We start from the raw sequence: 14,642 nt of genomic DNA on the forward strand, positions 1-14,642 counted from the left end.
AAAATACTGATTCAACATGAATAAAATACTGACAATTGCAATCCCTACATACAATCGAGCCGAGTTACTGGATAAACAATTAACTTGGTTGTCTCAAGCTATCAAAGGATTTGAATCAGAATGTGAAATTTTAGTTTCTGATAATTGTTCTACTGATCACACGCCATCAATCATAAAGAAATGGCAAAATATATTGAGCAATATCACCTTTAAAGCCAATAGAAATTATCGAAATTTAGGCGTAATGAAAAATATTTTTTACTGCCTAAATGCTGCTACTAGTAAATATGTTTGGACAATTGGTGATGATGATCCAATTCAAGAAAAAGCAGTTGCTTATGTAATTAATAAAATCAAGCAAAATGAAGATTTATCATTGTTGTTCTTGAACTTCTCTGGTAGAAATCAAATCACTGGTGAACCTGTTCACCCACCTACAATAGTGGGTAATCGCTGGTTTGATATTGAGAGAGAAGATGGGGAAAGTGATGGTAAAGCCACCTTTGAACATTGTTATGCAAAAAGTGTTGGTGCAGTAATTTTTCTGACTGCAACAATATACCGGACTGACTTAGTGAAAAGCGCCCTAACAATGTGGCCTGATGCAATTAATAACTGGATATCTTTAGCTTACATTGCTGGTTATTGTGCCACTCAAGGCAAAGTTATTGTCACTAAAGATATTTATCTAGAATGTATTGTTGGTGTGAGTCATTGGCAGAAAGAGGCAAGATCTGCACTATTAATGCAGTATAAACACATCCCTGAAGTGATTTTAAAATTTGAAGAAATTGGATATTCTTCTCAATTTTGCCGTCGGATGATGTTACAGAATTTCCGGGAAGTAAATTTAAAAGTTTTTTTAGGTGCTTTAAGAAGATGGCCTTTTCCCGCTATCCAAACAGTAGTTCCTTTTTTGGCATTAGTTAGTTTATCTGCATTTGAAATAATACCAATTAGGGAATTTAAAACTGTAGAAATGCTTGATGTATCTACTCAACAAATCAAAAAAATATGAGTAGTAATTTACTCGAAATAGGTGCATTATACTATTTATTCAATCATCAGGAAGTTATACCATGTTTAATAGTGTTAAAGACAAAATTTCTGCATTAGGAAATGAGTTAGTTTATAGAAATCAACTTTGGCAGTATAAAAGTAAGTTACCTACCCTACAAGAACGCGATCGCTTAATTGCTGATACTCTAAAACGTCAAGGTGTTTATATCACCTCTTTAGAAGATTTAGGATTACCATCAACTACACAAATGTTAGCTTCTGCTAATAGTTATGCAACAAGTATGGTAACGCCAAGAGATATCCATACAGGTTATAAGTTGCCACAAATTTATACTGTTACAGATTTACCAGAATTTTTTAGCTGGGGAATTGAAGAAAGGCTACAAAAAATCATTAAAAATTATATAGGACTATCTATAGCTTTTCATGGTGTTCATGTACGAAAAGACTTCCCTAATGAGCAGCAACTACAAACACTATTATGGCATAAAGATTCCGAAGATAGACGCATGATTAAAGTCATCATCTATTTAAATGATGTGACAGAAAAAAATGGGCCTTTTGAATATGTACCAACACCTTCTAGTTTTTTAGAGAGATTAAATTATTATCGAGTTGATTATATGCTTTGGAGATCTAATTATTTAGGAATAAATGATAAAAAATTGATGGAAATTATACCCAAGTCAGCTTGGAAATCTTGTCCTGGAAAAGCTGGAACTGTAATTTTTGTAGACCCAAGAAATGTTTTACATCATGGAACTGTGAGAACAGAAGAGCGTTCAACACTATTTTTTGTTTATACAGCTAACCCACCAAAGCGTCCAGAACTTTGTAGGCAATATAATGATAATACTTTTGCTAGACCACAGTTAAGCCAACAAATAAATAGGAACTAATACAGTTTTGCTGAAACTTAATACTTAATAATGAGTATTCATAACCTAATGCTTTCTTTGTTTAACCTGATTTCCTGTGAATACCGTGAATAAATTACTTACCATTGCTATTCCTACCTATAATCGTGCTGCATTGCTAGATAAACAGTTAGCATGGCTGGCTAAATCTATTAAAGGTTTTGAATCTGAATGTGAAATTATTGTTTCTGATAATTGTTCAGAAGATAATACACAAGAAATAATTAATAAATGGCAGTTATTTTTACCAAATATAGTATTTCTTAACAATAAGAACTACGAAAATTTGGGTGTAATGAAAAATATTGCTTATTGCATACAAGCAGCAACCAGCAAATATATTTGGACTATTAGTGATGATGATATTATCGCTGATAATGCGATATTTTATATAGTTAAAACCTTGAATCAAGAGCCGGATTTAACTTTACTAATCTTGAATTTTTCCTGTCGTCATGAAGTAACTGGTGAATTATTATATCAACGCTGTTATGAAATTGATCATGAACAAGTTGAGCATGATGGCAAGGCAGCATTTGAGCGTTGTATACAAGAAAATCGCTCTGGCGTACAACTGATGTCTGCTCAAATATATAGAACAGAATTAGCTCAAAATGCTCTAAAAAAATGGTATGAAGGTTTAAACAACTTAGATTACCAAGTCTATTTAACTGGTTTTTGTGCTGGTCATGGCAGCGTTAAAATAACTAAAGATGCTTATTTAGAAAATGCTTTTGGTGCTAGTCATTGGATGCTAAAACCCAAGGTGTTACTAAAAATGCAATACACGTATTCGCCAGAAATTAATATTAAGCTAAATGAGGTAGGATATCCTAAACATTTTTGTAATCAATTAGTTATCCAGCATTTTAGAAATAATAATTGGCGAGTTTTATTTGGTGCTTTAAAAAGATGGCCAATTATGGCAGTTACTACGATAATTCCTTATCTTGGCTTGGTAAGTGTATCAGTTTTAGAAAGCACTATTGCCTCTCATAAAACAGAAGATACAACCTCACAAATAGGTGATATCAGGCATCAATAGAATCTTATGTATATCTATTGATAATGAAATATTTATCACTTTTGCCGACATCTCATAAATCTTCAAATAATAAATCATTAATGAAGCAAGGATTCATATCATGCTCAACAAAATTCAAGCCAAAAGATCAGCACTAAGTTATGAATTTAATTACAGAATGGCATTAGTTAAGCATCGTAAAAATTTACCTGCATTAGCAGAATGCGATCGCCCAATTCTGGACTCACTCCAACGTGATTGTATTTGCATTACCAACCTTACAGATTTAGGATTAACTTCTACTTCACAACTGCTTAATTCTGCTTATCATTTATTACCAAGTCTGGTTAAGAATAACTCCAATTCTTCAGACCAGAATCCACCAGCTATTTATACGGTTACAGATTTACCAGAATTTTTCACCTGGGGAATAGAACCAAGATTACTCAGCATCATTGAAAATTATATCGGTCTTCCTGTTGCCTTTCATGGTGTACATTTACGCAAAGATTTTGCCAATAAAGATCAGTTTGCCACATTACTATGGCATAGAGATATAGAAGACCGTCGAGTTATCAAAGTCATCGTTTATTTAAATGATGTAGAAGAAAAACATGGGCCATTTGAATATGTACCATTGTCTTATACTGCTCCATATCATCCTAATTGTTATCGGATTAAATCTAAGATTAATACATCAGGAGGAATAAACGATGAAACACTAAGTCCAATTATCCCCAAATCAGCTTGGAGGTCTTGTCCTGGACAAGCGGGTACGGTGATTATTGTTGATACAAGAAGACTTTTACATCATGGCACTCTCCGCACTCAAGAACGGTCAACATTATTTTTTGCCTACACTGCTAATCCTCCTAAACAACCACAACTTTGTAATCATTTCTGGGATGATTCTTTCCCTAAACCAAATTTGTGTAGGGAAGATGATCAGGAGTTAAATAATCAGTTATCATTCGTGCCAAAAAGTTTAGAATCTCTCACTTCTATAGACGGCTAATACTGATATATAGAAGTAATACTTTTCACGTAGTAGCTTTATTTCTACTATCATATAGTAGTTTCAATTAGGATTTATCACTCTAAATGAAACTCTTTGAATCAATTCTGTTTTCACTAGACATTATTATCATCATAGCAACCCATGATTTTTACATCCACTAAGCTCTCTGGTGCTTTTATTATTGACTTAGAAGAAAAGTCAGATTCTCGTGGTTTCTTTGCTCGAACTTTCTGTGCTGAAGAATTTGCAGCACATGGTTTAAAGTCAACAGTTGCCCAATGTAACCTATCTTTTAATCATCAAAAAGGCACATTGAGGGGAATGCATTATCAAATTCTTCCAGCCGCAGAAACAAAATTAATTCGCTGCACTCAAGGGGCTATTTATGACGTAATTATTGATATGCGTCCAGAATCGCCAACTTATCTATCACATATTGGCGTAGAACTAACTGCGGAAAATCGTCGTGCTTTATATGTACCAGAAATGTTTGCTCATGGCTATCAAGCTTTAACAGATGGTGCAGAAGTTGTCTATCAAGTGGGTGAATTTTACACTCCTGGATATGAGCGTGGTTTGCGTTATGATGATCCACTTTTAGAAATTTCTTGGCCTTTGAGCGTTACAGAAATGTCTGATAAAGATCGGAATTGGCCTTTACTAGAATCTATTTTAATAGGAGTTTAATGATGATTATTGTAGATAAAGCTTTAGAAGCCCGTGCTGCTTTGGGTAAACCAGTTAAAGTGGCGATGATTGGTGCAGGTTTTATGGGTCGAGGAATTGCTAATCAAATTATCAATTCTGTGCCGGGAATGGAGTTAGTGGCTATCTTTAATCGCCATATTGATACAGCCAAACGAGCTTATTTAGAAGCAGGTATTGAGGATATTCAAGTTGTTTCTAATTTAGCTGATTTGGAAGATGCGATCGCACAAGGGCAGTATGCAGTCACCGAAGATGCCATGTTGCTGTGCGAAGCCGAAGGCATAGAGGCAATTATTGAAGTTACCGGCACAATCGAATTTGCGGCTCATTTGGTCATGAGTGCGATCGCTCATCAAAAGCATATCATCTTAATGAACGCCGAACTCGACGGCACAATAGGCCCCATCCTCAAAGTCCATGCAGACCGCGCTGGAGTCATCCTCAGCGCCTGTGACGGCGACCAACCAGGGGTAGAAATGAACCTCTATCGCTTCGTCAAAAGCATCGGCTTAACCCCCCTATTGTGTGGCAACATCAAAGGTCTACAAGACCCCTACCGCAACCCCACCACCCAAGAAGGCTTTGCTAAACGCTGGGGTCAAAATCCCGCTATGGTGACAAGTTTTGCAGACGGCACAAAAATTTCTTTTGAGCAAGCAATAGTTGCCAATGCTACAAACATGAAAGTAGCAAAACGCGGAATGTTGGGATATGACTACACAGGTCATGTCGATGAAATGACCAAAATGTACGATGTTGACCAACTCAAAGAATTAGGTGGCATCGTTGATTATGTCGTCGGCACAAAACCAGGGCCAGGAGTGTTCGTCTTTGCCACCCACGACGACCCCAAACAACGCCATTACCTCAACCTCTATAAACTCGGTGAAGGCCCCCTCTACAGCTTCTACACCCCCTATCACCTCTGCCATTTTGAAGTTCCCCTATCAGTAGCCCGCGCAGTCCTCTTCCATGATGCCGTTCTTGCACCCATAGCCGGCCCCGTTGTCGAAGTCGTCGCCACTGCCAAAATCGACCTCAAAGCCGGAGAAACCCTTGATGGCATTGGTTATTACATGACCTATGGACAATGTGAAAACGCAGAAATTGTCAAACAAGACAATTTACTGCCAATGGGAATAGCAGAAGGATGTCGCTTAAAGCATGATCTTGCCAAAGATCAAGTCCTCACTTATGAAGATGTGGAATTACCTGAAGGTAGACTTTGCGACAAACTACGATCTGAACAAACAACTTATTTTGCTCCTGCAAAAACCTTGATACTTGCAAAATAGTTTTTAATTGATTGATAGCTTGGGGGTGGTTATCACCCTTAAGCTAGATATAATTTAGTTCAAAATGAGCCAACAGTAAAAAAAAATCCTGATATTCTTATTCAACCCCTGATTCTTATTTATAGGAGTTCGCAATTTAAATTAATAATATTTACTTGTTTTTTATCAAAATTAAGTAACTTATCACGCCAGTAAATTACTTAACTATCTTTATATTAAAAATAAGTAAATTTTCACAGATTTTTAGATCTCAACAAGGGCATTATCCAAAATAAAAAACCTCCACAACCTCCTATAGATGGGTTTAGTAAATACAGCATACTGTTATAAACATATCTGTAAATACTTGCTAATCAACCCAAAATTTAATCAACATTGCAATATAAGGCATCATCCATGAAAATTGCTCTCGTCCATGACTATTTAACCCAGCGCGGTGGGGCAGAGCGTGTGTTTGAATTGCTTTGTAAACGCTACCCTGAAGCGGACATCTTCACATCCTTATACGATCCGCAAAAAACTATTGATCTGAGTGAGCGCATAGTTAAGACAACTTTTTTGCAAAATATTCCTGGTGCAGCAAAGCATTTCCGCTTAATGGCTCCCCTTTACTTTCCTGCATTTCGGTCTTTGAATCTACAAGACTACGATTTAATTATCAGTAGTAGCACTAGTTTTGCCAAAGCAGTTAGAAAAAAATCCCAAGCACGCCACATTTGCTTTTGTCATAATGTTACCCGGTTTTTATGGGATACAGAAACTTATTTACGGGAGTATGGAGACTATCATTTTTTCGCTCCGTTAATTGAAAAAATATTTCAACTCATGAGAAATGTAGACCTGAAATATTCCCAAGAACCAGACCTATACATTGCCAATTCCAGCGTAGTTGCCCATCGTATTCAAAAAATTTATGGTAAACAAGCACTTGTAATTAACTATCCAATTGATACCAGCAACTTTGTTTTTTCAGATACAAAAGCAGAATACTACTTGGCATCTGCCCGGATGATAAGTTATAAACGTCTTGATATAATAATCGAGGCTTTCAACTGGTTAGGGTGGCATTTATTAATATCAGGTGACGGGCCCGAACTAGAACGGTTAAAATCCAAGGCATTAGGCAATGTCGAATTCTTAGGTCACGTTAGTGATGGCAAACGTAAGGACTTATTTTCTCAAGCCAAGTCCATTATTGTTGCTGCTTTAGAAGACTACGGTTTAGTTCCAGTAGAAGCAAATGCTAGTGGAACACCAGTCATAGCCTATGGAGCCGGTGGGGTATTAGATACTCAGATACCTGGTAAAACCGGGGTTTTCTTTAATAGACAAACACCTGATTCTCTACAATCGGCATTACTAGAAGCTAGAGGAATATCTTGGAATTACGAAAATATTCGTAATCATGCCGTAAATAATTTTTCAGAACAGGCATTCTTTAGTAAGGTTGAGCAAATTATTGTTCAAGCTTCTGGTGTGCATCGCTCATTTATTTAATTGGTTAGCTGTCCCTCTCAGAGAAAACAAGCTACACATAGCGTCTCGCACAACAAGGATAATAAACGTGGTTCAAACTAGTCTTAATCCCCACATCACTTCAGTAGCAGATACAGAACCAAGTTATGGACAAATTTTTTCCGTATTTCTCCGGCGATTTCCCTGGTTTTTATTAGCATTTTTAAGTTCTACCGCACTCGCTGGCATCATTACTTTAAAGACAAATCCCACCTTCAAAAGTACGATGCAATTGTTAGTAGAACCTAACTATCAAGGCAAAAAAGAAGGAGGAGATACAGTAGAAAATCAGTTTACCGACTCTAACGTTGTTGTCGATACAGCAACCCAGCTTAATCTAATGCAGAGTTCTGGACTGATTCAAAAAGCAGTTGATAAACTTAAAGCTGAATATCCCAGTATCACTGTAGAGGAGATTAAAAAATCCTTAGTCTTAACTCAAATCAGAACTAAAGAAGATAATGTCGCCACTAAAATTTTCCAAGTTGACTATACAGATACCAATCCTGAAAAAACACAAAAAGTCCTAAATGCCATTCGGCAAGTTTATTTAGAATATAACAAACAACAACAGAATTCGCGTTTGCAAAAAGGTCTGCAAGTTATCAGAGACCAATTGAGAAAAGCCAGTGATGAAGTGAATGCTTCTGAAAGCAATCTCCAACGATTTCGGAGAAACCAAAATTTAATTGATCCAGAATTACAAGCTAAAGCAATTGAAGAAACTTTAAACACTATTCAGCGAGAACGACAAACAACCCGTTCTCAATATGAAGAAGCTATAGCTAAACAAAAATCTTTACAAGTACAACTCAATCGTTCTCCACAAAATGCTTTAGTTTCCTCTCGTTTGAGTCAGTCCACACGTTATCAAGGCTTACTCAACGAAATCCAAAAAACCGAACTAGCTTTAGCCACAGAACGCTTACGCTTCACTGATGACACTCCTGGTGTGCAGAAGCTGAATGAACAACTCCAAAGTCAAAAAGAACTCTTGCAAAAAGAAGTTAGCAGAACTTTAGGTGGACGGTCTACTAGTGCATTTGGGATTGGAGAAACCCTGCTTGAACAAGGACAACTGGGAGAAATTGACATTAATCTCACCAGTGAGTTGGTAGAAACCCAGACAAATATAGTTTCTCTGAGTGCGCGTGATCAAACTTTAGCAGAAAAAGAGAAAGAACTGCGATCGCAACTAAAACGCTTCCCCTCCCTCTTAGCCTATTACAACCGCATACTTCCCCAATTACAATTTAGCCGGGAAAGAATGGAGCAATTATTGCGGGCAGAACAGCAATTGCGGCAGGAACTGTCCAAAGGTGGATTTAATTGGGAAGTGGTCGAAGATCCCCAAGAAGGCACACAATTAGGCCCCAACCTCAAACAGAACCTCTTATTAGGTGCCGTAGTCGGATTAATGTTAGGTGGCATTGCCGCCTTTATTCGAGAATCATCTGATGATTCAGTACATACTACCGCTGAATTAGAGAAACAAGTTGCTCTCCCATTATTAGGCACAACACCCAAATTACCACCAGCTAAACCCAAAGAATCAATCATCAAATTGCCATTTGGTAAACCCGAAGTTCTAGCACCCTGGACAATTCAAGTATTGCAATCACCACCACGTTGGGAATCATTAGATCTAATTTATAAAAATATAGAACTTCTCAATAGTGTGTCTGATTTGAAGTCATTGATGGTAACATCAGCATTACCAGACGAGGGTAAATCAGCTTTGGCGTTAGGTCTAGCCATGAGTGCAGCCCGGTTACACAAAAAGGTACTACTAATTGATGCCAACTTACGAGATCCAAGCTTACACAAACAGCTTAATCTTCCCAATGAACAAGGACTTTCCACACTCTTAGCTAGTGATGTTGACCTTCCTCAACAAATTGGGGTTCAATACTCAGGTTCATCCTATATAGACATCTTGACTGCTGGCCCCATACCTATAGATCCTGCTCATCTTTTAAGTTCCCCACGTATGATGCAGTTGATGGCAACATTTGAGGAAAACTATGATTTGGTACTGATAGACTCTTCATCAGTTCTTGGTTTAGTGGATGCTATGCTCACAGCATCATCTTGCCGTAGTGTAGTCATGGTAGCAAGTATTGGTAGGGTAACACGCAACAATTTAGCCCAAGCTACCGCCATGTTAAGCAAGTTAAATCTAATTGGAATTGTGGCTAATGGAGTATCTAACTCTGATAGCACTTATGTCCCCTATGTCAAGCAACAACAATTGGTGCTGCAACAGATTGTGGAAAAATAGTTAAATGATTTCCACGGCATCATTCTATTTATCAAAAAATCATTCAGGAGTCAAAAGTCAGACTAATTTTAGATGACTGACTCCTGTAGTGGGCTTTTTTAGCAGGTATAAATTTAATCAATCAGTTAATCTGAGAATTGCAGAATTTTGAAAAAATAAATTAATCAATTCTTTGAGATGTTTATGACAGGGAAAATAAAATAAGGAAAACACGCTAAGAATATGCTTCACAAGGGATTTTAAAATCAAAAAGGAGTTATATCTCAACAGAGATAGTAATAAATATAACCTCTAAATTTGATCAGATTAATCTTTTCAAACTCCAACAAGGATAATCTATTTATCAGTAAAATATGTAACATTTATTGATTGTCAATCATACAAAAACTAAGTTTAGTTAATAGCTACAAATAATTGTAACTTTTTTATGTTTAACTAGATCAATTCATCATAGCTTAATATTATTGGTGAAAATTATAGCTTTATTTAAAGAGTAAATAAAGAATTGGCTTAATCATTAGTTATTTCTCTAGGTTCTTATATTCTAGAAATTGAGGACAAAACTCAAAACCAAAAGCTGTCAAAGTAAAATTAGAGCAATTTTGTGATAGATGTCTAGAAATTAAATAGACAAAAATACATCAGCATAGCAATAATTTGACGGGATAATTGACCTCTACACATCCCTAAAGAAAATACCAAGTTTCCTAACTCACCATTTATCTTAATTGCTGTTCGCCTAACTCTTATTTTTGCTTTCTGTACATCTTTACACCTACACAATTACACCAGATATTTGCTGTAAAGACTAGTACAATCATTCGTTAGGAGGATACAAAAAACAGTTTCTTCTAAATCTAAGTCGTAGTTCTTATATATTGGTATTCACTTAAGTCTAAAAGGCTTTTTCCCAGCAACTTTTACTTAAGTTTAACACCCATAAACACTGCCAAACTTCTACTATCAAGCCAGTAATTTGCTACTGTATAAATTCACCGAAATATGACAACTTCACTCATTCCCAGCTTACAGGATAATTACACTATAGCCCAGCCAACACAAAATTATAATTCCCAATACTGCACACTTCAATGGCGCAGGGGTCAGTTATTGGTGAAATCTCCTGGAAAATTGCAACAACCATATTTACCTGCACTAGATAACGAAAAATTATTGGTAGAGTGTTTAAAAAATTCTCCAGTGATGTTGGTAACTATAGATCCAAACCTAGGTGATAATGCATTAAAATTTTGGGCAGATGCTTGCAAAAAAGCTCAGAAACCAATATTTCTCAGTCTACCATCTAGCCATAGATTATCAACATCAGATCACCAAATATTGAGAATTATACAACGACTAGCTGACTGGTTTTTAGCTTTAATTTTACTGATATTAATTAGTCCTTTAATGCTAGGATTATTTATTCTCATGGGAATTCAATTTTCAGAATTACCATTTTCCTATGAGTGGCAGATTGGAGAGAGAGGTAAACTTTTTCAAACCATAAAATTCTGCACAAAGACAAAACGAAATTTTATACCACTCAAATTATGGATGACTAAATATAGTCTAGAAAATTTACCCATGTTATTCAATGTCATTAGGGGAGAAATGAGTTTATTGGGATATAGTTATTGGTCTTTAGATGATGCAGTCAAGTTAAGTCCAGAAGTAAAAAAACAACACTTGTATAGACTACCAGGATTAATAAAACTATGGCAAGTAGAAACTAAATTGAAACCAGCTAGGTTGTCATAAATTAAACTGGCTCCATCCTAGTAAAAGCCTATATTGCATATTATAGCAATCCTATTTGAGTTGAAAACTGATTGGTGAGGCAGGGAATAGGGAACAGGGAAAAGAAAGCGTTCATAAATCATTTAGGATTGCTATAGTATGTTTTTATCTAACTGATAATTATTTCCTGTTTTAGTATTTTAACCAAAGAATTATGTACTTACTTTAAACATAAAACCTATCATGGAAACAGCAATTTGTACCGTTTTTGAAAAAGACTATCACTATGGTGTAGGTGCTTTAGTAAATTCCTTGTATCACCACGGTTTTCGAGGAATATTTTGGGCGGGTTATCGTGGTAATTTACCACCTTGGGCTAAGTCTCTTCAAGCAGGAAATGGTTATCAAGAGTTTTCTCTAGCGGAAGGTTGCGCGATTCGGTTTGTAAAGCTAGAAACCCGCAAGCATTTAGGTTTTTATAAACCTGATTTTATGTCTCAATTGTGGGAAAAATTCTGCCCAGATATTGATGCATTATTTTATTTTGACCCTGATATTGTCAATAAGTGTAGTTGGACTTTTTACGAACATTGGGTTAGTCGTGGAATTGCTATTTGTGGTGATTCTTGGTATCTTGTTCCTGCTAATCATCCCAAACGTTTAGGATGGAAAGAATTTGCTCAAGATAACGGTTTATTTTGTGAGCGTGAGTTAGATTATCACTATAATAGTGGCTTTATTGGTATTCATAAAAACTATAAATCTATACTAACGCTTTGGCAGAAATTAGAAGAACTGGGTGAAATGGCAGGATATGCCAATTTAGAGGATCTTTATGCTGATAATACTTTTCATCATTATCCCTATCTGTATGGAGATCAGACTTATTTAAATTTAGCATTGATGTTGACTAGTTATCCTTTGAGTACGGTTGGCCCTGATGGAATGGATTTTGTTCCTGGTGGTACTATCATGTCTCATGCCACTGTACCAAATGTTAAACCTTGGCGCAAAAAATTGATTTTTAGTGCTTTAGAAGGTAACTCACCAACTATTACTGATAAATTGTATTGGCGACATAGCCAAACACCTATTCAGTTGTATTCAACTGCAAAATTAATATGGCAACAGTTTGAAATTCTTTTTGGATCTGCTGTTGGGCGTTTTATTCGTCGCTCTCCCATGTAAGGATAAGGATATTAATTATTATCTTTTCATTGAGCTTTATGTGCTTAATTCTCAGAAGTAATGTTCAAATTTTTTATGAATCTTAAAATTCCTTCATCAACTTTGAAAATCTTGCAAGCCACAAATTTTTGGCAAAATTATCATTTAATCTTACGAGAGTTTAAACATTTTCGACTTGTCGCAAGTTTAGCTATTGTTTTTTCAGCTTTAGCAGCCAGTTTTGAGGGGTTTGGTTTAGGTTTTTTATTGATATTTTTGCAAAGTTTAACTACTCCCGGTTCTGAACCTGTAAAAACAGGTATTGGCTGGTTTGATATTTTCATTTTAGGAATTAATGCTTCAGCCACTGAGCGATTATATCGCGTATCGGCTTTAATTATTATCACGACCTGTATGCGTGCATCGTTCAACTACATGGGACAAATTTGCATTCAGTTTAGTGAAATAAATCTAGTAGATAATCTCCGTAAACGAATTTTTGAACAATTAGCGGCTCAAAGCCTCAGTTATTTTGGTAAAAAAAATTCTGGAGAATTGATTAGTACTCTCACAAATGAAATGGAGAGAATTAGACAAATTTTTGGAGGGGTGGCTTTTTTGGTCACTAGAACTTTAACATTAGTAGTCTACTCTATTTCATTATTCGTGCTTTCATGGCAACTCTCAATAGTTTCTGTTTTATTGTTTAGTCTTTTAGCTGTAGGATTATCAACACTAAACAAACAAATTAGAGAGCGTAGTTTTGCAATTACTAAAGCTAATGATAATTTTACGTCTAGATCGCTAGAGTTTATCGAAGGTATACGCACAGTTCATGCATTTTCTACTCAAGAATTTGAGCGGCAAAGATATTATCAAGCCAGTAAAAAAATAGTTAATACGTGGAAGAGTGTTTATTGGATTTCTCTGCTAGTTAAACCTCTAGCTGAGAGTCTATCTACTATGATTCTTCTCTCGATGATTATAGTAGCACTAGTCACAGGATTAATGGAGGTTTCCTCTTTATTAACATTCTTTTTTGTATTGTTTCGCTTAGTTCCTATGACTCAGGACTTAAATGGAGTGGTAGCTTTTTTAAGTACCCAAGCAGGAGCAGTAGAAAATCTTAAGGATTTGTTGAAAACCGAAGATAAAAATTACTTCCAAAATGGTCATATTCAGTTTCATAAATTACAGCGAGCGATAGAAATAATAGCTGTAAATTTTGGTTATGAACCTAATAAACTTGTACTCAAAGATATTACGTTGACTATTGAAAAAGGTCAAATGATAGCATTGGTGGGAGCATCTGGTGGTGGTAAAAGCACACTTGCTGATTTAATAACCAGGTTCTACGACCCCATAGAAGGCAAAATTTTCATAGATGGTATAAATTTACGAGAATTTGAAATTGACTCACTGCGCCGCAAAATGGCTATAGTTAGTCAAAAAACATTTATTTTCAATACTTCTATCCGCGATAATATTGCTTATGGTGCATTAGCAGTAACTGAGACAGAAATTATAGAAGCAGCACGCCTGGCAAATGCATTAGAATTTATCGAAAATTTGCCTCAAGGTCTGGATACAGTTATCGGCGCTGATGGTATTCAATTATCTGGAGGACAACAGCAACGAATTGCTATTGCTCGCGCTTTGGTTAGAAATCCAGAAATTTTGATTTTAGATGAACCAACGAGTGCTTTAGATTCAATCACAGAGCAGGTGATTCAGGAGTTGTTAGAAAAATTTACCGTGGGTCGAACAGTGATTGTAATTGCTCATCGTCTTTCCACAATTGCTAAAGCAGATAAGGTTGTAGTGATTGAACAAGGACAGATTGTGGAGCAGGGAGCATATCAAGAGCTACGTCAACAACGTGGTAAGTTTTGGCAATATTATCAAATTCAAAATGAAGTGAGATGAACAATAATTAAATATTTATTGGGGTGAAATTTTA

The 14,642-nt window shown here is 35.9% G+C and carries 11 protein-coding genes; all 11 read left to right on the forward strand.

Annotated elements, in window-relative coordinates; genetic code table 11:
- Nucleotides 1-16: 16 nt before the first annotated feature.
- The 11 genes from AC012T_RS01315 (at nt 17) to hepA (ending at nt 14,608) form a co-directional block, all read left to right on the forward strand.
- The gene (locus tag AC012T_RS01315; RefSeq protein WP_487062534.1) at nt 17-1,018 is read left to right on the forward strand and encodes a glycosyltransferase family 2 protein; all 1,002 of its coding nucleotides are present in this window, start codon (nt 17-19) and stop codon (nt 1,016-1,018) included.
- A 61-nt stretch (nt 1,019-1,079) separates the two neighbouring features.
- Nucleotides 1,080-1,919 (forward strand): phytanoyl-CoA dioxygenase family protein, encoded by an 840-nt coding sequence (locus AC012T_RS01320; protein WP_487062535.1) that lies wholly within the window; start codon nt 1,080-1,082, stop codon nt 1,917-1,919.
- An 85-nt stretch (nt 1,920-2,004) separates the two neighbouring features.
- The gene (locus tag AC012T_RS01325; RefSeq protein WP_487062536.1) at nt 2,005-2,982 is read left to right on the forward strand and encodes a glycosyltransferase family 2 protein; all 978 of its coding nucleotides are present in this window, start codon (nt 2,005-2,007) and stop codon (nt 2,980-2,982) included.
- 100 nt (nt 2,983-3,082) lie between these two features.
- A complete protein-coding gene (locus tag AC012T_RS01330; protein WP_487062537.1) occupies nt 3,083-3,976 on the forward strand; it encodes a phytanoyl-CoA dioxygenase family protein in 894 nt (297 codons plus the stop codon).
- 144 nt (nt 3,977-4,120) lie between these two features.
- A complete protein-coding gene (gene rfbC, locus AC012T_RS01335) occupies nt 4,121-4,666 on the forward strand; it encodes a dTDP-4-dehydrorhamnose 3,5-epimerase (protein WP_487062538.1) in 546 nt (181 codons plus the stop codon).
- Between the two features lie 2 nt (nt 4,667-4,668).
- Nucleotides 4,669-5,982: an NAD(P)H-dependent oxidoreductase gene (locus AC012T_RS01340; RefSeq protein WP_487066392.1), complete on the forward strand. Its 1,314-nt coding sequence runs from the start codon at nt 4,669-4,671 to the stop codon at nt 5,980-5,982.
- A 396-nt stretch (nt 5,983-6,378) separates the two neighbouring features.
- Nucleotides 6,379-7,479, forward strand: a complete 1,101-nt coding sequence (locus tag AC012T_RS01345) for a glycosyltransferase (protein ID WP_487062539.1) — start codon at nt 6,379-6,381, stop codon at nt 7,477-7,479.
- Between the two features lie 67 nt (nt 7,480-7,546).
- On the forward strand, nt 7,547-9,778 hold the full coding sequence (locus AC012T_RS01350) for a GumC family protein (RefSeq protein WP_487062540.1): 2,232 nt from the start codon (nt 7,547-7,549) through the stop codon (nt 9,776-9,778).
- A gap of 1,002 nt (nt 9,779-10,780) precedes the next feature.
- Nucleotides 10,781-11,536, forward strand: a complete 756-nt coding sequence (hepC, locus tag AC012T_RS01355; protein WP_487062541.1) for a heterocyst development glycosyltransferase HepC — start codon at nt 10,781-10,783, stop codon at nt 11,534-11,536.
- 222 nt (nt 11,537-11,758) lie between these two features.
- Nucleotides 11,759-12,703 (forward strand): hypothetical protein, encoded by a 945-nt coding sequence (locus tag AC012T_RS01360; protein ID WP_487062542.1) that lies wholly within the window; start codon nt 11,759-11,761, stop codon nt 12,701-12,703.
- A gap of 75 nt (nt 12,704-12,778) precedes the next feature.
- Nucleotides 12,779-14,608, forward strand: coding sequence for a heterocyst formation ABC transporter subunit HepA (gene hepA / locus AC012T_RS01365; RefSeq protein WP_487062543.1), 1,830 nt, complete (start codon nt 12,779-12,781; stop codon nt 14,606-14,608).
- Nucleotides 14,609-14,642 lie beyond the last annotated feature (34 nt).

The sequence above is a fragment of the Anabaena sp. EIM26 genome (assembly GCF_057568715.1).